At 61.3% G+C, this 20,034-nt stretch carries 23 protein-coding genes and 1 pseudogene; 8 read left to right on the top strand and 16 right to left on the bottom strand.

Annotated features, from left to right (window positions below; genetic code table 11):
• Positions 1 to 31: 31 nt before the first annotated feature.
• From tpiA to FJ419_RS17715, 5 genes are all read left to right on the top strand, one after another.
• Entirely contained in the window at positions 32 to 799 is a 768-nt protein-coding gene (tpiA, locus tag FJ419_RS17735) for a triose-phosphate isomerase (protein WP_140546413.1), read from the top strand.
• 338 nt (positions 800 to 1,137) lie between these two features.
• Positions 1,138 to 1,632 (top strand): preprotein translocase subunit SecG, encoded by a 495-nt coding sequence (gene secG, locus FJ419_RS17730; protein WP_140696032.1) that lies wholly within the window; start codon positions 1,138 to 1,140, stop codon positions 1,630 to 1,632.
• A 211-nt stretch (positions 1,633 to 1,843) separates the two neighbouring features.
• Positions 1,844 to 2,971 carry a L,D-transpeptidase gene (locus FJ419_RS17725; RefSeq protein WP_140696029.1) on the top strand — a complete coding sequence of 376 codons (1,128 nt, stop codon included), beginning with the start codon at positions 1,844 to 1,846 and terminating at the stop codon, positions 2,969 to 2,971.
• Positions 2,972 to 3,119: 148 nt separating this feature from the next.
• On the top strand, positions 3,120 to 4,757 hold the full coding sequence (locus FJ419_RS17720; protein ID WP_140696021.1) for a CTP synthase: 1,638 nt from the start codon (positions 3,120 to 3,122) through the stop codon (positions 4,755 to 4,757).
• A 175-nt stretch (positions 4,758 to 4,932) separates the two neighbouring features.
• Positions 4,933 to 5,478: a DUF1697 domain-containing protein gene (locus tag FJ419_RS17715; RefSeq protein ID WP_140696007.1), complete on the top strand. Its 546-nt coding sequence runs from the start codon at positions 4,933 to 4,935 to the stop codon at positions 5,476 to 5,478.
• Between the two features lie 113 nt (positions 5,479 to 5,591).
• Here the strand turns inward: FJ419_RS17715 and FJ419_RS31195 are convergent, their stop codons facing one another.
• The 9 genes from FJ419_RS31195 to FJ419_RS17670 all read right to left on the bottom strand — a co-directional run bounded on the left by FJ419_RS31195 (position 5,592) and on the right by FJ419_RS17670 (position 10,257).
• Positions 5,592 to 5,819 (bottom strand): GDCCVxC domain-containing (seleno)protein, encoded by a 228-nt coding sequence (locus FJ419_RS31195; protein WP_140696004.1) that lies wholly within the window; start codon positions 5,817 to 5,819, stop codon positions 5,592 to 5,594.
• The gene (locus FJ419_RS17705; protein WP_140696001.1) at positions 5,816 to 6,097 is read right to left on the bottom strand and encodes a cation transporter; all 282 of its coding nucleotides are present in this window, start codon (positions 6,095 to 6,097) and stop codon (positions 5,816 to 5,818) included. Before FJ419_RS17705 ends, FJ419_RS31195 begins: the two co-directional genes overlap by 4 nt.
• An 11-nt stretch (positions 6,098 to 6,108) precedes the next feature.
• Complete coding sequence (locus FJ419_RS17700; protein ID WP_140542382.1) at positions 6,109 to 6,489, bottom strand: mercuric transporter MerT family protein; 381 nt, start codon at positions 6,487 to 6,489, stop codon at positions 6,109 to 6,111.
• Entirely contained in the window at positions 6,486 to 7,139 is a 654-nt protein-coding gene (locus tag FJ419_RS17695; RefSeq protein WP_140695998.1) for an NrsF family protein, read from the bottom strand. Before FJ419_RS17695 ends, FJ419_RS17700 begins: the two co-directional genes overlap by 4 nt.
• Complete coding sequence (locus tag FJ419_RS17690; protein WP_140695995.1) at positions 7,136 to 7,741, bottom strand: sigma-70 family RNA polymerase sigma factor; 606 nt, start codon at positions 7,739 to 7,741, stop codon at positions 7,136 to 7,138. The genes FJ419_RS17695 and FJ419_RS17690 overlap by 4 nt, the downstream gene beginning before the upstream one ends.
• The gene (locus FJ419_RS17685) at positions 7,738 to 8,220 is read right to left on the bottom strand and encodes a DoxX family protein (RefSeq protein WP_140695992.1); all 483 of its coding nucleotides are present in this window, start codon (positions 8,218 to 8,220) and stop codon (positions 7,738 to 7,740) included. The genes FJ419_RS17690 and FJ419_RS17685 overlap by 4 nt, the downstream gene beginning before the upstream one ends.
• A complete protein-coding gene (locus FJ419_RS17680) occupies positions 8,217 to 9,011 on the bottom strand; it encodes a DNA-binding domain-containing protein (RefSeq protein ID WP_140695989.1) in 795 nt (264 codons plus the stop codon). The genes FJ419_RS17685 and FJ419_RS17680 overlap by 4 nt, the downstream gene beginning before the upstream one ends.
• Positions 8,995 to 9,858 (bottom strand): DUF692 domain-containing protein, encoded by an 864-nt coding sequence (locus FJ419_RS17675; protein ID WP_140695986.1) that lies wholly within the window; start codon positions 9,856 to 9,858, stop codon positions 8,995 to 8,997. Before FJ419_RS17675 ends, FJ419_RS17680 begins: the two co-directional genes overlap by 17 nt.
• A gap of 66 nt (positions 9,859 to 9,924) precedes the next feature.
• Positions 9,925 to 10,257 (bottom strand): DUF2282 domain-containing protein, encoded by a 333-nt coding sequence (locus tag FJ419_RS17670; protein WP_140695982.1) that lies wholly within the window; start codon positions 10,255 to 10,257, stop codon positions 9,925 to 9,927.
• Positions 10,258 to 10,444: 187 nt separating this feature from the next.
• On the opposite strand from FJ419_RS17670, the pseudogene FJ419_RS31190 reads away from it, so the two are divergent.
• Positions 10,445 to 10,650, top strand: a pseudogene (locus FJ419_RS31190) (hypothetical protein); the annotation flags it as partial.
• An 80-nt stretch (positions 10,651 to 10,730) separates the two neighbouring features.
• On the opposite strand, the gene FJ419_RS17660 reads toward FJ419_RS31190, so the two are convergent.
• A complete protein-coding gene (locus FJ419_RS17660) occupies positions 10,731 to 12,188 on the bottom strand; it encodes an NCS1 family nucleobase:cation symporter-1 (protein WP_140695978.1) in 1,458 nt (485 codons plus the stop codon).
• Positions 12,189 to 12,491: 303 nt separating this feature from the next.
• Here FJ419_RS17660 and FJ419_RS17655 point away from each other — a divergent pair, with 303 nt between their 5' ends.
• Complete coding sequence (locus tag FJ419_RS17655; protein ID WP_095765383.1) at positions 12,492 to 12,794, top strand: DUF982 domain-containing protein; 303 nt, start codon at positions 12,492 to 12,494, stop codon at positions 12,792 to 12,794.
• Between the two features lie 83 nt (positions 12,795 to 12,877).
• Here FJ419_RS17655 and FJ419_RS17650 read toward each other — a convergent pair whose 3' ends face one another.
• The 5 genes from FJ419_RS17650 to FJ419_RS17630 all read right to left on the bottom strand — a co-directional run bounded on the left by FJ419_RS17650 (position 12,878) and on the right by FJ419_RS17630 (position 17,917).
• The gene (locus FJ419_RS17650) at positions 12,878 to 13,264 is read right to left on the bottom strand and encodes a hypothetical protein (protein WP_181170738.1); all 387 of its coding nucleotides are present in this window, start codon (positions 13,262 to 13,264) and stop codon (positions 12,878 to 12,880) included.
• Positions 13,265 to 13,824: 560 nt separating this feature from the next.
• Positions 13,825 to 14,868 (bottom strand): hypothetical protein, encoded by a 1,044-nt coding sequence (locus FJ419_RS17645; protein ID WP_140695975.1) that lies wholly within the window; start codon positions 14,866 to 14,868, stop codon positions 13,825 to 13,827.
• A 285-nt stretch (positions 14,869 to 15,153) separates the two neighbouring features.
• Positions 15,154 to 15,813, bottom strand: coding sequence for a PIG-L deacetylase family protein (locus FJ419_RS17640; RefSeq protein WP_140695972.1), 660 nt, complete (start codon positions 15,811 to 15,813; stop codon positions 15,154 to 15,156).
• On the bottom strand, positions 15,810 to 16,625 hold the full coding sequence (locus tag FJ419_RS17635) for a sugar phosphate nucleotidyltransferase (protein WP_140695969.1): 816 nt from the start codon (positions 16,623 to 16,625) through the stop codon (positions 15,810 to 15,812). The genes FJ419_RS17640 and FJ419_RS17635 overlap by 4 nt, the downstream gene beginning before the upstream one ends.
• Positions 16,622 to 17,917, bottom strand: coding sequence for a class I SAM-dependent methyltransferase (locus tag FJ419_RS17630; protein ID WP_140695964.1), 1,296 nt, complete (start codon positions 17,915 to 17,917; stop codon positions 16,622 to 16,624). Before FJ419_RS17630 ends, FJ419_RS17635 begins: the two co-directional genes overlap by 4 nt.
• A gap of 253 nt (positions 17,918 to 18,170) precedes the next feature.
• Between FJ419_RS17630 and rfbC the strand changes: the two genes are divergently transcribed.
• Positions 18,171 to 18,728, top strand: a complete 558-nt coding sequence (rfbC, locus tag FJ419_RS17625) for a dTDP-4-dehydrorhamnose 3,5-epimerase (RefSeq protein ID WP_140695961.1) — start codon at positions 18,171 to 18,173, stop codon at positions 18,726 to 18,728.
• Here rfbC and FJ419_RS17620 read toward each other — a convergent pair.
• A complete protein-coding gene (locus FJ419_RS17620; protein WP_140695958.1) occupies positions 18,717 to 20,030 on the bottom strand; it encodes a DUF4910 domain-containing protein in 1,314 nt (437 codons plus the stop codon). The two genes, rfbC and FJ419_RS17620, sit on opposite strands and share 12 nt — an antisense overlap.
• Positions 20,031 to 20,034 lie beyond the last annotated feature (4 nt).

The raw sequence follows: 20,034 nt of genomic DNA, 5'->3' as shown, positions 1-20,034 counted from the left end.
GCTGCTTAATGTCGCTCGGAGAACGCGCCCCATGACCCCTGGAATCCGCCCGCTTGTCGCCGGCAACTGGAAAATGAACGGCACCAGCGCCTCGCTCAACGAGCTGCGGTCGATAGGCAACGGGTTCATGAGCGGGCTCGACGCCGAGACCGAAGCGCTGGTGTGCGTGCCGGCGACCTTGCTGCAGCGCGCCGCCGAGATCCTGTCGCGCACGCCGGTGCGTGCCGGTGGAGAGGATTGCCATCCCAAGGAGAGCGGCGCGTTCACGGGCGAGATTTCGGCCGAGATGCTCAAGGATGCCGGCGCAAGCCACGTCATCGTCGGCCATTCCGAGCGCCGCGAGCTGTTCGGCGACGACGATGCAATAGTCCATGCCAAGGCGTCGGCGGCCTGGCGGGCAGGGCTGGTGGCCATCATCTGCATCGGCGAGACGCGCGCCGAGCGGGAGGCGGGCGCCACGCTTGATGTCCTGTCGCGCCAGCTTGACGGTTCCGTGCCGGCGAGCGCCACCGCCGCCAACACCATCATCGCCTACGAGCCGGTCTGGGCGATCGGCACTGGCCTGACGCCGACCGCCGCCGATGTAGCCGAGGCGCATGCGCATATCCGGGGCAAGCTGACCGCGCTGTTCGGCGATACCGCGGCCAGGACGCGCATTCTTTATGGCGGCTCGGTCAAGCCCTCCAACGCGGTGGAACTGCTCGGCGTCGACAATGTCGACGGCGCGCTGGTCGGCGGCGCCAGCCTGAAGGCAGCCGACTTCCTGGCCATAGCGGAAGCTTATATGAACATGGCTTAGGCTGTTGTGTTGATATTCAGGTGATGCCGGCCTGCGAACGATGATTTCCCGAGCTTCCGGCCTCCGCCGGCCGAAGCCCTCATAGGTGTCTCAGCCCAATAAAGGCTACGGCCGGCGTAGGCCGGTTCTCGAAAACCAACGTTCCCGGCTCGCCTGACCTGAATCTCAACACACCCCAGCCCGTCTCCCAGGCTCGCGCGGGCTAAATCGTTGTAAAGGCCGCATTGCTTCCCATATTCCCGGCCACGGGCTTGGAAATGCCGCCAAAGCATTGTAAGGAGCCGCCTCCAAATCATCGGTCGCATGCGCGCTCGCGCAAGGCCTCGCCAGGATAAATTATGGAAACCGTACTGATCGTCGTCCACCTCATGGTCGTGCTCGCCCTCGTCGGCGTGGTGCTGCTGCAGCGCTCCGAAGGCGGCGGCTTGGGCATCGGCGGCGGTTCCGGTTTCATGACCGCTCGTGGCGCCGCCAACGCGTTGACCCGCGCCACCGCGATCCTGGCGGCGGCCTTCTTCGTGACGTCGCTGGCGCTGTCGATCCTTGCCCGCTACGGCGAAAAGCCGATCGACATCCTCGACCGTCCGGCAACCTCCAGCCAGGGCAACGGCGTGCTCAACCAGCTGCCGGGTTCGAATGGGCCGGTGGGCACTTCCAAGCCCGCCGCTCCGGCCGACGGCTCCGCTCCCGCGGCTGGCGGTGCGACGACCACCACGCCGCTTGCCAACGGCGCCACAGCGCCGGCTCCGGCCACAACGCCCGCGAATCCGACCACCGCGCCGGCGACCAACGGCGTCACCTTGCCGGTCACCCCCCAGGTTCCGAACCAGTAGCCGGACAAGTACCGGCCGCGATCTGTTGTTCTTTGAACACAGTCGCGGCAAATGCGCGCCCGATCACGAAGATTCAACCGGGCGTGGCGCCTGCCTCAGCTTGAGGCGATGACGGCTAATCGATTATAGATTGCGCGCGGCACTTTTGGCGTCCTTGGGGGACGCCGGGCGACGCCGTGGGCAACACGCATTGAACGATCGGATCTTCGCCATGCAGCTTCGCAGCTTCATCATTTTGGGAGTCTGTGCCGTCCTCGGCATGGGTTCCGCGGCCCTTGCCGGACCGGCAACCATGGTCTCCTCCCCGTCGGCAGAGAAAACCGACGCCATTCCCGCTGCCGCCGCCAAGAGCGACGCATCGCAGCTGAGGCTTCTCAAGAAGAAGAAAAATCCGACCTCGGACGATCTCGCGCAGATCGGCAGGCTCGAGGCCAAGATCGACGCCGACAAGCAGGCGGCAAAGGATAAGGCGCTCGAGGCTCGCAAGATGGCCATGCGCGAGGCCGCCAAGGCCAAGGCTGACGCGGCGCGCCAGGAATGGTTCGCCAAGAAGGGCACTGCCGCGCCGGCTGAGGTCGCCGACGCCAAGCCGGCCAAGAAGACCACCAAGATCATCGCGCCGCTGGATCCGGTCGCGCAGATCATTCCGGTCAAGGCCGAGGAGCCTATCCCGGCCGAGGCCATGAACATCACCGCTACCGGTAACAATGGCGAGTTGCGCAGTGAGCAGCCTGGCCAGAAGCAGACGAGCAGCGGCGGGCTGTTTGCCGGCCTCTTCGGCGGCTCGTCGGTGAGCTCGATCAGTTACCTGCCCGAGACCCGCGCGCTTGATTCGGCGCTGGCCAAGAAGGCCGCCAAGCGGCCGTTCAAGGTGAAGCCGGAATTCGTGCCGCAGGACGTCACTTTCACCGGTTATGAGCCGGGCACCATCGTCATCGACACCAGCGCGCGCCGCCTCTATCTCGTCGAGTCGTTTTCCACGGCACGCCGCTATGCCATCGCGGTCGGCCGCGAAGGCCTGCAGTTCAAGGGCACGGTAGCCGTCGGTGACAAGCAGGAATGGCCGCGCTGGATCCCGACGCTCGACATGCAGAAGCGCGAGCCGAAGCATTACGGCCAGTACAAGGACGGCATGCCCGGCGGCGGCGAGAACCCGCTCGGCGCGCGCGCCATCTACCTCTATGACGGCAAGAAGGACACGCATCTGCGCATCCACGGCACAATCGCGCCGCAGTCGATCGGAACCAGCGCCTCCAATGGCTGCTTCCGCATGATCAACGAGCACGTCATGGATCTCTACAGCCGCGTCAAGATCGGCACGAAGGTTGTTATTATCTAAGGCTTTCCATCAAACTGCCGAAAGGGCCGGCATCGCCGGCCCTTTTGTTTTGACTGAATCCAAGCCCGTGCGGCCCCCGGCGCCATTTTGGGAAAAAGCCTTCGCGGCGGTTTTTTCTCTGGCGGAATCAATCAGGCCGCGTTAAGCGATGACTCCCATGGCGCGATATGTATTCATCACAGGCGGCGTGGTTTCCTCACTCGGAAAAGGCATCGCCGCAGCAGCTCTTGGGGCTCTTCTGCAAGCGCGAGGCTATCGCGCGCGGATCAAAAAGCTCGATCCTTATCTCAATGTCGATCCCGGCACGATGTCGCCGTATCAGCACGGCGAAGTGTTCGTGACCGATGACGGCGCCGAGACCGACCTCGATCTCGGCCATTACGAGCGCTTCACCGGGCGCTCGGCGAACCAGCAGGACAATATCACCACCGGCCGTATCTACAAGAACATCATCGAGCGCGAGCGACGCGGCGACTATCTCGGCGCGACCGTGCAGGTGATCCCGCACGTCACCGACGAGATCAAGCATTTCGTGCTGGACGGCAATGACGACTACGACTTCGTGCTGTGCGAAATCGGCGGCACGGTCGGCGACATCGAGGCGATGCCGTTCCTGGAAGCGATCCGACAGCTCGGCAACGACCTGCCGCGCAACAACGCCGTCTATGTGCATCTGACGCTGATGCCCTACATCCCGACGGCCGGCGAACTTAAGACCAAGCCGACGCAGCATTCGGTCAAGGAACTGCGCGGCATCGGCATCGCGCCCGACATTCTTTTGGTGCGCGCCGACAGGCCGATACCGAAGGAGGAGCGCCGAAAGCTTTCGCTGTTCTGCAACGTGCGCGAAAGCGCGGTTATCCAGGCGCTGGACGTGCCGCATATCTATGACGTGCCTCTGGCCTATCACCAGGAGGGCCTCGATTCGGAAGTGCTGGCGGCCTTCGGCATCGACCCGGCGCCGAAGCCGCGCATGGAGCCGTGGCAGAAGCTTTCCAACCACATCCACAATCCGGAAGGCGAGGTGACGATCGCCATCGTCGGCAAATACACCGGCCTCAAGGATGCCTATAAATCGCTGATCGAGGCGCTGTCGCATGGCGGCCTCGCCAACCGCGTCAAGGTCAAGCTCGACTGGATCGAAAGCGAGATCTTCGAGAAGGAAGATCCGGCGCCGTGGCTGGAGAAGGTGCACGGCATTCTCGTTCCCGGCGGCTTCGGCGAGCGCGGCTCGGAAGGCAAGATCCTGGCGGCAAAGTTCGCCCGCGAGCGCAAGGTGCCTTACTTCGGCATCTGCTTCGGCATGCAGATGGCCTGCATCGAGGCGGCCCGCTCGCTGGCGGGTGTCGACCATGCGTCGTCGACCGAGTTCGGCCCCACCAACGAGCCCGTCGTCGGCCTTATGACCGAGTGGCTGAAGGGCAATATGCTTGAGAAGCGCAGGGCCGCAGGCGATCTTGGCGGCACGATGCGGCTTGGCGCCTATCAGGCCGAGCTCGCCAAGGGCTCAAAGATAGCGGATATCTACGGCGACACGCAGATTTCCGAGCGCCACCGGCACCGCTACGAAGTCAACATCGACTACAAGCAGCGTCTCGAGGATTGCGGCCTGGTGTTTGCCGGCATGTCGCCCGACGGCGTGCTGCCGGAGACGGTCGAATATCCCGACCACCCGTGGTTCATCGGCGTGCAGTATCACCCCGAACTGAAGAGCCGGCCGCTCGACCCGCATCCGCTGTTCGCGAGCTTTATCTCGGCGGCGGTGGATCAGTCGCGGCTCGTCTAGGTGTGCTGATATTCAGGTGAGGCCGGCCTGCAAATGGCGGCTTCCTGCGCTTCCGGTGCTCACGTACTTCAAGTACGCTCCGCTCCGGTTCTCGGAACCCACCATTTTCGACTCGGCCTGACCTGAATCTCAGCACACCTTGGCTCCGACCTGCGTGCCAGCTATGCGGACCGTAATGCAAACTTATGTCGCGCTGCTCTACAGCATCATCCTGGGCGAGGGGCGGCGGGTGGTCATGTCCGACCTGAAGGCCATGGCGGAAAGCCTCGGGCTGAAAAACGTCCGCACGCTGGTGGCGACGGGCAATCTGGTGTTCGAGGCGCGCACAGGCGAGCTTTCAAAGCTCGAGCGCCGGCTGGAAAAGGCGTTCGAGAAAAGCTTCGGCCGGCATGTCGACATCATCGTGCGCGGTGCCGAGGACTGGCTGAAGCTTGCCGCCGCCAATCCGTTTCCGGGCGAGTCAGCGGACACGGCCGATCAGGTTGCGGTGCGCGTGATGCGCGAGCCGCTGCCCGCGGACACCATCGAAGCACTCAAGGCCTATGCCGCCGCCGACGAGAAAGTATTCCTGGTGGACGGCGATATCTGGCTTGTCTTCTCGCGCGAGCGGCCGAGCTCGCGGCTGCTTGCCGCGGCCAATCACAAGCGCCTGGGCATCGGCACGTCGCGCAACTGGAACACGGTGCGCCGTCTGGCGGAGATGGTAGGCAGTAGGCAGTAGGCAGTAGGCAGTAGGCAGTAGGCAGTAGGCAGTAGGGTGGCACCTTCTATTGCCTAATCCCTACTGCCCTTGTTTCAGACCTTGGCGATCCTTGCCCCGGCACCGCCGATGCCTCAGCAGCAATGATGGTGGCCGGCAGCACCGGACTGTCGCTCTTCCTGTTTCGGCGGACAGGGGTGATCGCCGTATGAGCAGAATACGCAGCAATCGCCCGGTAGGGGCTTGAGGAGGATCTTGCAGCTTTCGCATTCGTAGAAATGCAGGCAGGCATCGGCAGGCATTGTCTCGCTTCTACGGTGGCCGCAGCCGGGACAGGTGATGGTGCTGGTAACCTCGATCATTGTTCGTTCACCAATGCTGCTGGATAGCCCGCATTGGCGGAAGCATCGGCGATCGACGCGGTGCTCGTCTTGCGATCGTCGAAGACGACAGTTGCAGTCTTGGCCCTGACATCGGTCGAAACCGAGACAATGCCGTCGAGGTGCCTGATTGCGGTCGCAACGGTGATCGGGCAGAGCGGACAGGTCATGTCGGGCACCGAGAATGTGGCGGCGTGTTGTGCTGCGACGGCGGGCACCGTGGCCAGGAGTGGGACAACAATTGCAATGGCGACGCGCATGGCGGGATCTCCTACAAATTGAGCCGTCCGAAGACATCGACTGCCGCCGCCGCCACTGCAATGAGGCTCGCGGCCAACAGGACGAATTGGGTGGAACGGCGATAAACGGGACTGGCGCAAAGAGAACCGGCAAGGCAGGCCGCCGCCTCGTTGCGGCGATAGCGCCAGAATCCAAGACCGATCGAGACGGCCGCGAGGGTAAGGAAGTATGGCTGGTAAGGCGCCAGCGCGGTGAGGCGCGCGATCCAGGCGCCACTGATTCCCACGAGAGCGAAGGCGAGAGGGAGCACGCAGCAGGCGGAAGCGAGGAGACCTGCCGAGAGTCCGCCAAGAGCGAGCGATAGGGCAGCCCGCGATTTCGCTAGGTTGCTGACGGGCAATGGTCCGCTCATCGCGGCTTCTCCAAGGCGTTCGATACAAACAGGCTGATGGCGCCGCCCGACAACACGATCAACGATCCGGTGCCGAGATTGAACATCAGAATCTCGATGCTGGCGTCGAGCGGATGGAACAGGGTCAGCGCAGCCGCAGTGATCCCAGCGACGGAAAGACTTGCAGCCAAGATCACTGGCGCCGGGTCGAAAAGAGCGGCATGGCGAAGCATGAGCGCCAAGGCGAGCGACAAAGGCAGGCTGGTCAGCACCAACGTCGCAATGCAAGAAGCCATCTCACCGGGAGGTGCGCCGGGAACCAGCGGTGTCCAGAAGTTCAGACATTGATAGCCGATCGAGAAAAGCCACAGGGCAAGTGACGGAAGGGGCAGCCACAGCCAGTGACGTGAACGCCCGGGAAGGCTGACGAGGAATGCCGCGAATGCGGCAAGGATGCCGGTGAAGACGGCCCCCGTGAGGCTTAAAGCGAAGCGGATCTCGGCCAGACGAACGAGCAGGCCTGGCCGCCAGCCGTGGGCTGTGGCGATCATGGTGAGGATCAATGCAGCGAGAAGCAAGAAACCGGTGGCCCGCAACAGCGGCGGACGGAGTCGCCTGACCGGACTCAGATTGGCGGCAAGCGCGGAGATGAGATCATCCGTGTGAATCATGTTTCACTCCCGCCAGAGAAGAAGCTCCGAAGACGCCGGATGGCGCGGTGGGTGGCGACTTTGAGCGCCGCCACGCTCATACCGCTCGCCGCCGAGGCCTCCTTCAGCGACAGTCCCTCGATCTTGGTAAGCCGCAAGGCTTCACGCTGTCCGGGGGGAAGGCGGTCGAGGGCCGCGGCAATCTCATGGATATGTGTCATGTGCTCAAGGTTCGCGGACCGATCGGCAAAGGTTTCGTGGATGGGGTCCGATTCCGTTTCCAACGCCCTGCGGCGACCCTGGCGGCGCAGACGGTCGATCAGCCTGCGTTTGGCAATGGCCGTGAGCCAGGGACCGAACGGCCGCGCCGGATCATAGGTCGCACGCACGGCGTGCAGCGTCAGCAGTATAGCCTGCACCGCATCCTCGACATCGCTGGGATTGCGGTGACAGCGCACCGCGTGAGCGCGCAGGTATGGCGCAATGCTCTCGAGGAGCCGCCGATAGGCATTGGCATCGCCATCCTGGGCCCTCGCCATGAGGATCGACCAATCCAGCTCCTGCACCTGCGGCGGAAGAGCGGCTTCGCCCCGCACAAGTTTCAGTGCAGGAGGGGTGGTCATTGCCGATACGCCTCCGAAGCAAATCGTCGCGCGACCAGACGGTCAACGGAAATGGGCCCTGCGCCAAGGGCAATGATGGAGATCGCCATGGCGGCCCAGGGCAGATGGAAGTTGGCCCAACCGTCGGGCACGACAAGTTGGATGATACCGGTCATGACAAGCATCGCCAGCGCGGCAAAGCGGGTGGCGAGGCCCAGAACCAACAGCACCGGCAACGTGATTTCGGCGGTCGCGACCAGATAGGCCACGGCATCGGGCATGGGGAAACCATACTCGGCGCCGAAGATGTGCAACTTGAATTCCTCTTCGAACAGATAAATGGTGCTGTCCGAGAGTTGCAGGAAACCGTCCCAGCGGGTGAGCCCGGAGCGGAAAAACGGCACCGCGAGCGCTGCTCGCAGAAACAGCGGCGCTACGGCCATGGCGACCGAGGAAAGCCACGCCGTCAGCGTACGGATCAGGTTCGGAGCTGACATCATGACGGCTCGTCTCCGGTATCCGGTTCAAGGCTCCAACCGATGAAAGCGCCGGCTTCAATCAGTCCGGCCAATATCGTCCTGAGATCGAAGTGCTGGGTGGCTTCGAGCACGGCTATCGTCGCGGCCACCATTGGCTTGCCGGCGCCTAAAGTCCTGATGAGGGCCGCAGCTCCCACCGGCAGCTGGCGCACGACGACTTCTGCGCCCGGGCGGATGATGAGCGCATCCTCACCACCTGCCTGGAGATCGACAGCAGCGGGCTCGCCGCCGGCAATGTTCATGCGCCAGATGGTGAGGGCGGGAAACTGCGATTGCGTCACCCGGAGCGAAGGATGGAGCGCCAGCCGGATCTCGCCCAGGCGGCCCTGATCGACGGCGAGGAGATCATTCGCCGAAAGCGGCTCCGCATCGGCCGCATGATAGGCTTCGATCCAGGCGCGCTCGATCCTCGCCACGTCGGCGAGATAGGGAAGTGTCGCTGCGGGCTCGAACCCAGCGATGAATTCGGGGAGGCCTGCACCGTAGTCCAGCATGACAGGGCGCTGCGGTGGATGGGCGGTTGCGAATTGCCCCGTCATGGCGCGGAAGAATTCATCCCCGACGATGCGACGAACGGCCGGATAATTGTCCTTCAGTGTCTCGATGAGGCCGGCCACGACATTGTTGCGATAGACCGCGAAGCGACGCGGACTTGGCAAGCCGTCGGGTCCTACGAGGCCTTGCGGCGTGGCACGAGCGGCGTCAAGCAAGGCCAGCGCGAAATCCCGTTGCTGCTCAGCCAGCCCTTGCAAGGCGCACCTCCTGTCCTGGCGCGTGAGACTTCATATACGCTTCGGCCCGCATGGCCTCGGCATGCAGCTCACTCCATGACGGTAAATCGGCGTCCCATTCGATCAGCGTCGGCGTGGGACCGAGCTTGCCGATCGCGTAGGCGTAGAGTTCCCAAACCGACGGGTCGACCGGCCGGCTGTGGGTATCGATGAGCAGCGGCCTCTGTTTCTCGTCGGTTTCCGGCGTGAAGCCGGCAAGATGTGTCTCCTGCACGGCGCCGAGCGGATAGGCGTCGATATAGGCGAAGGAGTCCCACTGCTGGTTGGTCGAAGCGACGTGGACGTTGCTCACATCGAGCAGCAGTCCGCAGCCGGTGCGCCGCTGCACCTCGGCGATGAAATCAGGCTCGGCATAGGTGCTTTCTGCAAAGGCGATGTAGGTGGAAGGATTTTCCAGCAGCATCTGGCGGCCAAGTGTTTCCTGCACTTCGTCGATGTGTGAGGCGATGCGCTGGAGCGTTTCCATCGTGTAGGGCATCGGCAGGAGATCGTTCAGAAACGCATCGCCGTGGCTCGACCATGCAAGGTGCTCGGAGAAAAGGCCCGGCTGATAGCGGGCGATCAGGTCTTTCAGGCGCCTCAAATGGTCTTGGTCGAGGGGCCCTGCCGCGCCGATCGACAGACCGACACCGTGCAACGAAAGAGGATATTGCTCGCGCACCGCAGCAAGGTACCGGTGCGGTGGTCCGCCCGCTCCCATGTAGTTTTCGGCATGGACCTCGAAAAAGCCGATGTCCGGCCCGGTTTCCAGGATCTCGCGGTAGTGCTGCGGCTTAAGTCCTACTCCGGCGCGCGGAGGAATGTTCATGGTCGACCTCCCGGAAGGCAGTGGAAAGGGCGGATGGCGATGCCACCCGCCGCGGTCTGCTCGGAATCAGCCAATCGGCTTTAGCGAGCCGTGGCCATTTGGCGTGGTCATGGCAGTACAGGTTCCCTTCGCCACCAGCTTGAAGGCATTGCCCTGGTAATCCTTGGTGGCCGTGCCCGCACATGTGGTTCCAGCATCCGCGTAGCAGTCGTTGTGGCCCTTCAGCGCTACGCCGAAACACTTCTCCATCTTGCCGGAAGCGACCTCTTTCTTGGTCTTCTCCTGCATCTTCATCATTTCCGCCTCGCTCATCGCGGCTGATGCGGAACCAATGGCGGCGGCGCCAATGGCTGCGGCGAAGGCACTGGCGACGGCGGCGGATATGAGGCGGTTTGACATGCTTTCCTCCAATGGGTGTTGTTGCGCGAACCCTTCTCCCCCGGCGATGCCGGAAGCCGCAGGTTCTACTGGAAGTTCGCGGCAGCGCTGGCGGAGGTTACGGCGGTTCAGATCATCACCGTTCACGAATCTGTGTAGTGCCGCAGTCGGGCTCGTTATGTGGGATGGTTCGAGGTGGCGGCGGGGGGTAATGCGCGAGCCAGTGCCGGGATGCCGTTGCGGCGCTCCAGGTCTATGCAGCCGACGACGAGTTGGTGCGGTTGGTCGATGACGACATTTGGCTCGTCGCGCGAGCGGCCGAGCTCGCGGCTGTTGGCCGCCGCTAATCACAAGCGCCTCGGCATCGGCACGTCGCGCAACTGGAACACGGAGATGGTAGGCAGTAGGCAGTAGGCAGTAGGCAGTAGGCAGTAGGCAGTAGGCAGTAGGGTGGCGTCTTCTATTGCCTAAGCCCTACTGCCTACTGGCTTGTTTCAGGCCTTCGCCACCTTCGCGCCTGCACCAAGCGCCATGGTGCGCAGCACATAGTAGACGACGCCGGCGATCGCCACGCCGAAGAACCAGCCATAGACGCCCCACCAGGACGGCAGCCAGTTGGTGAAGTTGGGCAGGATCGAGGAGAAGATGGCGCCGATGCCGGCAGCGATGAAGGCATTGACATGCCACCCGCTCTGGAAACGGAACTCGCCGTCTTCGCGATAGAGCGCTTCGACGTCGACCTCGCTTTTGCGGATCAGGTAGTAGTCGACCATCATCACGCCGAAGATCGGTCCCATCGTCGCGCCGATGACGTTAACGAAGGAAGCAGCGCTGCCTTCCCATGGCGCGAAGGGATAGAGCACCAGGGCGATCAGCGCCGCGATGTAGCCGCCCTTCTTGAAGTCGATCTGACGCGGGAAGACGTTGGAGAAATCGAACGCCGGCGAGACGAAATTCGCCACGACGTTGATGCCTAGCGTCGCCACCGCGAAGGTCAGCGCGGCAAGTGCGGCGAGGAACCAGCTGTCGAACTTGGCCGAGATCTGGTCGGGATGCAGCAGCACCTCATGGTAGACGTCATAAGCGGCAATCGTCGTGACGCCGGCGACCAGCGAGAACAGGATGAGGTTGACCGGCAGGCCCCAGATGTTGCCCTTGCGCAGCGCCGCCTTGTCCGGCGCATAGCGGGCGAAATCGCAGAAGTTGAGGTAGAGCGCCGAGAAATAGGTCACCCAGATCGCCGCCACCGCGAACAGCGCGGTCCAGGACCCGGGCTCGCCCGGAACGCCGGCATCCTTGGTCTTGTCCAGCAGCACATCCATCGGGATGTCGCTGGTGAAGGCGAAGGTGCCGGACTTCACGCAAAGATAGATGGCCAGGATCAGCATCATCACCCACACGGCCGGGCCGGCCCAATCCTGGAAGCGACGGACGGTTTCCATTCCCTTCTGGATGATCAGCAACTGCAGCGCCCAGATAATGACGAAGCAGATCACCTCCAGGGTCGAGTGTCCCAGAAGGTGTGAGCTCTTGTTGAACTCGTCGAACCATTGCAGGCGCGTCAGCAGCGCCACGATCGCGCCCGACGCCGCGGCCGTCTGGGCGCCGTACCAGAAGCAGGCGACGATCGCCCGCACCAGCGCCGGGACGTTGGCGCCCCAGATGCCGAAGGAGGCGCGGGCAAGCACGGGGTAGGGCACGCCGGTCTTCACGCCGGCATAGCCGACCATGTTCATCAGCGCATAGATGATCAGCGAGCCGATGCCGATGGCGATGATGAAGTTGACGAAGCCGCCGCAGAATAGAAACAGGCTTGCCGCCAGGTAGTAGCCCCAGAGGCTGTGGACGTCGGAAGTCCAGACGTTGAAGATCGAAAACGGTCCCCAGTTCCTGACCGTTGCGGGAGCCAGATCCTCATTGTAGAGGTCAGGCGATGCGCCTTGAATGGTCATTGCAAGTGTTCCCCTTTTTGCAAAACGCGCCCTCACGCGTTGACGCGGAGGTTAAGCCTGACGCAGGGTAACCGGCAAGCAACCCATTTGCCGGCTTTCGCCTTAAAGACATTCAATGAGAATCGCCGTTATCCGACGGCTCCAGGCCTGCATTGGCTGAGTCGCCAAGTGATTTTCGCCAATGTCCGTGCAGGCCTGCGGTTTCGAACTTTTTCCATCGGCAACCAAATTTGTTTGGAACCAATTCGCGGGACGTGCGTTTATTGCGGTTCGACTGCGCTGCGGTCGACCGGGAGGATAATTATGGATCGCTTGCATTTCTTTACCCCAGTGCGAATTGCGCGTGGGCAGGGATACCCTGTGGAGGAAGTCGATAGCGTCTCCGAGGCGATGGTATTCCTGCGGAAGTGGCCAACGGGACGACGCGGCCCGGTTTATCAATGCGCCCTGAATTGCTGCGCGGCGGCACTGTCGGGCAAGATGTCGGCCGAGGAAGCGCGCAAAGCCTTTGTCGGCTTTGCCCGCATCACCCGGCTGCTCGACGACGACATGGCGCTGCCGCTGGGCGGCGCGTCGATGGACAATGTCCACGCCCTGAGGCGCTAGCGCCGTCACGCCCCCGCGGCTGCGCTGACAGATACGACGATGAGGCGTCGGCTTATGGCCGGCGCCGGTGTGCTGTCGTCGGTTCAGTTTTCCTTGAAAGAGCGTGTGAGCGAAGCCTGCACCGGGGCCAGCATATAGTGGAGCAAAGTGTGCTCTCCCGTCAGGATCATGACTGCCGGCATGCTAGGCGACAAGTGCACGTCATGCAGCTCTGCGAGATCGGCTGTGTCGACTTTGACCTTGGCGAGGAAATAAGGCTCGCAGGTCTTTTCGTCCGTCAGCCGGTCGGCCGACACCAATGTGAGCAAGCCATGGATTTGCGGCAGATGCCGGCTCACCACGCGGGCCGGGATATCAGGATGTACCACGTCGATATCGGCCGGCTTGATGCGTGAATCTATGACCAGATTGGCAGTTTGAGTCGGAAAGAGGCCGCGCGCTTCACCCGATCGGGTGAGGGACGCAATCACTGCGAGGTCGGCGTTCGGGTTAAGGCGATTTGCCTTCTCTATCGAGGCGGCTCGACATGTAAGGGCCGGTTTCGAGCCGGAAAGGATCGGGGTGGCGTGCCGGCTGGTCCGTCACTGCAAAATTGATAATATTAAATATTCCGAATATTCAGCCCACCATCCGGTTTGCTACCGCTATCCTGGAAGTGCTTCCCGCGACGGGTCTCGCCGCGAAAAGCTCGGGATTCCCGGATTTCGCTATTTCTCGTGAGCGTATTTTAGCTATCATTAATGTACGGTGGACTGAGTCCGCCGGGCCGGCGTTCTGAAGCCACTTACCCCAAGAAGGACGCCGGCCGCTTTGCGCCTTTTGAAGCTAGACCCGTTGTCGCACTGGTGCGGCGGCGACAACGGGTCTGCTCTGTGACTTCGCTTGGCCAAGTTGGTGGCACATAGCCTTGCAGTGGGGCATTCTGCGACATTGGCGCCGATGGCGCCGTAACAAAAAGGTCCGTGTCTCAAGCGCATTGGTCTGAACGCGGGCCAGGAGCGCGAGAAGCGCGGCGCTTGCTGACCTAGAGTCAGTTGGGCGAGGGGCCGACTATTGAACCGATGCCGTCGCGACGGAGATCTGCTCCACGCCGCGCCATCTCGGCTGCTTTGAGACCGCCGACAAGCCTGCGGATCGTGGGATGCCAACCGAGAATCTCAGACGATACGCCGAGCTGGCCGCGCGCCGGCTTTCGCGGCGGCCAGACGCGAAGACCAAAGTACCGAGCAGCCAGGCGGTCGATCTCGCCGCTGAATTGAATGAGCAGGCTCCCATGAGCAGCTTCGAATACCCGGGCAAGGCCATTGATATCCATCGACGGTTTTTCCGCCGGCCGCAATGCCACCACGACAGCGTCCCACATTTCCGGCAGCAGCATCTGCGGGTGAGCAAACACTGTCACTCTCGCGCCTTGCTCGATCAGGGCATCTTCTATGTAGCGCCTGCAGGGGGTGTCGCACAGGAGAGCGATTCTCGTATCGCGGGGGTTTATGCCTGCATCGTGCAACAGTCGACAGCACAGCCGGGCTAAATCGGGATGCAGGTTTATGCTGGGATGCTCTAGATTTGGAGCGGCGACTTTGACCTGCATCTCGCTGCAGGCGTTTAGGTCCACCATCTCGGGAGAGAGTTCCCATGGCTCGGCCATTAGAGCCACGACTGAATTTGGTCGGAGGTACTCGACGGTCGACCGTGATATCGGCAGTGTCCGGGGACAACTCACAAGAATGTCGACCTCATTCCAGTGATGAGGATGCATTCGTCGCAATATCTCCAGCCTGGCCGAATGTCCGGCACCGGTGGCCAGGTCCAAGGCGTCCCAGGAGGTGGCTGGACTTCTGGCATGCTTTTTTCGCTCGGCTGTAAGCGCAAATACGCGTCGGGCGCCGGCGAGCGCTGCCGCGGTTGCCGTGATCGCCTCCGAGCCAAACCCAGCTCCAGTAACCACAACCTGTCCGTCGAGATCAAGTTGCAATGTTCCAATGCACTCGCGGATGGCATCGATGACCGACGCGCGGTCGACCTCGGTACCATGACCAGGATCTTCGCCCTCCGACTGCGAAGTGCTGTTCACAGAGTCCCCCCACGTGTCGTCATGGGCGTGGGTTCGCTCGCGGCGTGCATTCTCCATGCGGTTTGACCGATGATGTAGAGGCAACGTGCCGACTAGGGGTTGTTTGTAATTGTTTGCGCAACCGTCGTTCTATTGTAATCTTAGCAGTTGTTGCGACGGGTTTGCTGTAGGCAAAATCGCCTGATTTTGGCGAAAACGTGCACCACATTCTCGACCAACCTACCTCGTTTGGAGAGGGTCTGGCGCTCCTGCCTATCGCGATCCGTCGCATACGATCGTCCCGCTTCAGCCGAGGGACCAGGCGGCCTTTCGAACCACGAACCCCTCCGCAAATCCGTCCTTAGCGCGGCACTCCATGCCGCGCAGCCGTGCCAGGCCACGAAACGTTTCGGCGTCAAACCAATCTTTGGACCGCTGACTGCCGAAGTGGGCAAGAAGCAATTCGATTTTGCGCTGCATTTGGGCTTCGGTCAGCGGCGTGTAGAAGTTTGGCTGACCCAGGTCGCCGTCCCATTTCGGGATCTCATATTCAAGAATAAGGTGATCCCGAAAAAGGTTCCAGGTGATCCTGTTGACCTCGCGATGATCCTGATGCGCATCATCCCGGCGGTGGGTGAAGATCAGGTCAGGCTTGGTTTTTTTGGCCTGGGACGCAAGCCATTCCTTGATCTCCCGCCCTTGGGTCGGAAAGTAGCTATCATCGAAGTCTGCAATCGTCACGGTGGGATCTGTGACCCCTTCGAGGAAGCTATGGGCCGACGCGCGAGCCTCCTCGCCCCGGGCTCCGCGCCCGTTTAACACAATCCAGTGCACGTCAAGCTTCGCGCCGCTGGCAACAAGGGACAGAAGGGTCCCTCCCGCGCCGATCTCGATATCGTCGGAATGGGCGCCAAGACAAAGCACGCACAGACTCTCCTGCATGCCTGCGAGCGACAGGGCCCTCATGATCTGGCGACTGCGAGTCCAGTATGACCGGACCGCTCGCGCATCTGCCGGTTCCAGGGCATGTTGCCTTTTTCGACCATGTCCTCGAGCACCTGCCAGTCGCGCAATGTGTCCATGGCGCGCCAGAAGCCATTGTGTTTGTAGGCCATCAGCATATCGGCCTCAATCAGCCTCCGGAAAGGCTCAAGCACGAGTTCTTCGCCTTCGCGCATGAAATCGAAGATTTCTGGCCTGAACATAAAATACCCGCCATTGATCCAGATATCTGAGCTCGTGGAACTGCGGAACTCACGGACGTGGCCGTCCTCGGCGATATCCGCAAAATGATAGGTGACTGGCGGGGGCACCGCGAGGAAGCAGGCGACCTTTCCGCTCGCGCGGAACTTGCGCTCCATGTCGTCGAGGTCGACGTCCGTGAGCCCGTCGCTGTAGTTGGCAAGGAACATGTCCTCGTCTCGAACCAAATCACGAGCGGCCCAGAGCCGTTCGCCGATGTTGCGCCAGATGCCAGTGTCAATGAGAGTGACTTGCCAACCCTTGTGACTGTCATCCAAGAGCCTGACATCTCGACCGTCGCCGGTTACCACGCAATCAGCGAACATCTGCGGCCGGCTGTTGAGAAAGAAATCCTTGACGACGTTTGCTTTGTAGCCAAGGCAAAGGATGAAGTCTTCATGCCCATAGTCGCTATAGTATTGCATCACATGGCGCATGATTGGCTGCGGGCCGAGCGGGATCATCGGCTTGGGCACCGCTTCGGAATAATCGCGAATGCGGGTACCAAGCCCGCCGCAGAAAAGAACTACTTTCATGGCCGGTACTCCGCGGGATCGATCACCTTGACGAAGGGGATTGGCACGACGAATTTCGCGCCCCATGCTGCCACGTGCGACATCTGTCTCACGATCTCGTCCTTCAGGTTCCATGGCAGGATCAGGATGTAGTCCGGCTTAGCCTCCTGGATGGCTTCGACGGGCTTGATCGGAATGTGCATACCGGGCGTGAAGCGTCCGTGCTTGTAGGGATTCCGGTCGACCGTGAAATCCAAAAAGTCGGTGCCGATCGCGCAATAGTTAAGAAGGGTGTTGCCCTTGCCGGGCGCTCCATAGCCGCAGATCGTCTTGCCTTCGTTCTTCGCCGAAATCAGGAAGCTGAGTAGGGCGCGCTTGGCGCCATAGGCGCGATCGGCGAATGACGTGTAGGTCTGCATCTGCCTGAGGCCGGCGATTGCCTCTCGCTCGATCAGTCCAGCCACCGCCGGCGACGGGCGATAGACGCTATCTGCCCGCGCCAAATAGACTCGCAGCGAGCCTCCATGCGTGGGCAGTTCCTCTACGTCGAAGATCTTGAGGCCGTGCCTTGCGGCCATCATGTCGATCGTCGCGAGCGAGAAATAGGAGAAATGCTCGTGATAGATCGTGTCGAATTGGTTTTCGTCGATGAGCCGCTCAATGTGCGGGAATTCAAGGGTGACCACACCCTGCGGCTTGAGCAGTAGCACGATGCCTGCCACGAAGTCGTTGAGGTCTGGAACTTGCGCGAGAACATTGTTGCCGATGATCAGATCGGCCTGCTTGCCTTCGTTGATGAGTTCGCGCGCCAGGCGTACACCGAAGAAGGCGACGCGCGTCGGCACGCCCTTGGCGATTGCAGCTTGCGCGACGTTCGCCGCAGGCTCGATGCCAAGTGTCGGAACCCCCAGCGGCTGAAAATGCTGCAGCAGATAACCGTCATTGCTGGCCAGTTCGACTACCAGGCTGTCTTGTCGGAGCCCGAAGCGCGCCGCAGCGTAATCGCAATAGCGTTTCGCATGCGCGACCCAACTTGCGGAATAAGATGAAAAATATGCGTACTCGGTGAATATCTCTTGCGGAGTAATATGCTCCGGCAGCTGCACTAGGAAGCATCCCTCGCAAGCCATCACGTGAAGCGGATAGTAGGCCTCGACGTTGCCCAGGCGGTCCGGCGATATGAAGCTTTCGCAGGGCGGCGACATTCCCAGATCGACAAATGTATGACGAAGAGGCGCTGCACAGAGCCGGCAACGTCGCTCGTGTTCGACGTCCACCTGTTGGCCGCGCGCGTCGGCTGAATGAAAATTCATCAGACCCAACCCCGGATTTATCTGCAGTGACCTTGAACCAGTCAGCGAGAGCCGCTGACTTGGTATTCTGAGAGATAGGTTAGTCAAATCGAATGAGGCTCAGCCTAGGTTGATCCGGAAGAGGTACGCGGACGCCCTTTTTTGATCATGTATTCTTGAGTGGACAGCAGTTTGTGTATGACAACAGCAAGATAGCTTTGCTGCGATGCATCGCCGGCAGTTTAGGCTGAGGCTCGTCAAAAGGAGCTTTCGAGTGCGTTTTCATCCGTCTTCGCTCAGCGGACCAATGTTGGTCGAGCCGGAACCCATCTGGGATCAACGCGGGTTTTTTACCCGTACCTTCTGCGTTTCCGAGTTTGCCGGCCACGGTCTGACGACCAGCTTCGTCCAGCACAGCATGTCATATTCGCAGCATACGCACACGTTGCGCGGTATGCACTTTCAGAATTCGCCTCATGCGGAGGTAAAACTGGTAAGTTGTATTGCGGGCTCTATTTATGACGTCATTGTCGACCTGCGCCCACAATCGCCAAGCTATCTGAAATGGGAGGGATTTGAGCTGACGGCCAGCAACCGCCGCATGCTCTACATCCCCAGTGGCTTTGCCCATGGCTTCCAGACACTCAAGCCCGACTCGACGGTCAGTTACATGATTTCCGAGTTTTATACGCCCGGGGCGGCGAGCGGCTTACGATTCGACGATCCATGCCTGGCGATCGGCTGGCCTGCTCCACCCAGCATATTGTCGGATCGCGACAGGCATTGGCCGCTGCTCACGGCCGAAGCGCGTCGCACGGAGCTACTGAGCTGACAACAGCCCATGTTCGCGTAAAAGTCGGGCGGCGGCAGCGATCTCGGCGAACGGAAGTCCGGACCGCTCGGCCATCGCAAGCAGCGAATTGCTGCCGTCCGCTTGGTTGAGAACCCATAGCATTGGCATCGCCCCATGGCTGGAAGCGTGAAGGCCTCCAAGCGCTGCGTATAAGCCGCGCCTGCCAAGCTGAGGTTCGCCCTTGGGGCTGAGGTTGAGAGGAACCCAGTCTTCCTCGACGACGTCGATTACGCCCGCAAGCATGTCGTATGAATGGGCCAAATGCTCCGGACGAATGAAATCGAGATCGTCGGCGGAGGTGTGGTATTGCGGAAAGGTGCCGTGGGCACCGCGTTGGAATAGGCCGACCGGCATGTTGAAGCCGGGCGAGCAGAACTGGCGCTCGTCGTAGCCGTACGGACTAAAGTCGATCACCTTTGCGGATTGGCCCGGGAGATGGGAAAGGACATGTTCCATGGCTCGGTCGATGAAGGCATCACCGCGCCGGCTGCGTTTGTAGGTAGGGCCCTGGCCATCGCCGACGCACGAGACCACAAGGCCGTGGTCGATCCGGGGGATTCTGTCCTCATTGGCCGCGAGCCATGCCAGGGAACCGATAGTTCCGGGAATGAAAAGGAAGCGATAGCTATAGCGTGTCTGACGCGCGCGGAGCTTTCCTGCCAGTACCGTCAGCAAAGCCAGGCCCGAGCAATTGTCGTTCGCCATTGAGGGGTGGCAGATGTGGGTGGTCAGCAGGAACTCCCGGTCGCTCGTGCCGCCATGGACATATTCACCATATGTCAGCGCGCCTTGCCTGAGTTCGCTGTCGATATGAACGCGATAGCGACCCTCCGGAAGAGACGTCAGGAGATTGTGCGACATGCAGAATCCCCACCGTTCCGCATAGTATGAGGTACGGTAGGGGATAAGGTCAGGTTGCTCCGGTATCGTGAAAACATGCTCCTTCAGCTCGGCGAGGCTCACCACCTTGTCGACCGGAACGCTGTAATTCAGAACATGGAGATTGGAGTGCCGGAAATCGACTATCCGGTTGCCTTTTTCGTCGTCGATATAGGCCTCACGGATGATCCATTCTTTTGGTACAACCCAATCGAAGACAGGCGTTCCCGTTGCAACCTCGTGCACCTCGATCGGCAGGTGCCGTGACAAAACGCGCAGCGTCTCGCGAACGCCGGGACCAGTGATGCTGCGGGCGATCGGGAAAAGTTCTCTGGCAAGTTCGTAAATCTTCTCGCCTAGTCGGGCAGAAGTATTCACCAGTTGTTGAGCGCCATCATCCATATCG

It is taken from the genome of Mesorhizobium sp. B2-6-2, assembly GCF_006440615.1.
Lineage (GTDB): Bacteria > Pseudomonadota > Alphaproteobacteria > Rhizobiales > Rhizobiaceae > Mesorhizobium.
Note: the sequence above shows the minus strand (reverse complement) of the source record. Positions and strands in the feature narration are given on the sequence as shown.